Annotated in this window: 1 protein-coding gene; it reads left to right on the forward strand. The window is 52.5% G+C overall.

The genetic code is table 11. From position 1 onward, the window contains the following. Nucleotides 1-221: 221 nt before the first annotated feature. Nucleotides 222-358, forward strand: a 137-nt coding sequence (locus CSV68_RS17695) for a hypothetical protein (protein ID WP_368665193.1), incomplete at its 3' end; no start/stop codon positions are given.

Genomic DNA, 358 nt, shown 5'->3' on the forward strand with positions numbered 1-358 from the left:
TGTCGTCGTCAGCTGACTGGCTACAAGGTGCCGAAGCTGGTTGAGTTTCGCGAGGAACTGCCGAAATCGAATGTCGGAAAGATATTACGACGAGAATTACGTGACGAAGCCCGTGGCAAAGTAGACAATAAGGCCTGAGCTTCACGCTAATCGCCCAGACGCCGGTTAAGCCGGCGTTTTTTATGGGCGCAAACAAAAGAGAATCCGTTTTGAATTACCAGATGATCACGACCAACGACGAGCTGGCTTCGCTGTGCGAAGTGACGCGCGACTTTCCTGCCATTGCCCTGGATACCGAGTTTGTCCGTACCCGGACCTACTATCCGCAGCTGGGGTTGATTCAGATGTACGACGGTAA

This window comes from Sporosarcina sp. P29 (genome assembly GCF_002743265.1).
In the GTDB taxonomy this organism is placed as follows: domain Bacteria; phylum Bacillota; class Bacilli; order Bacillales_A; family Planococcaceae; genus Sporosarcina.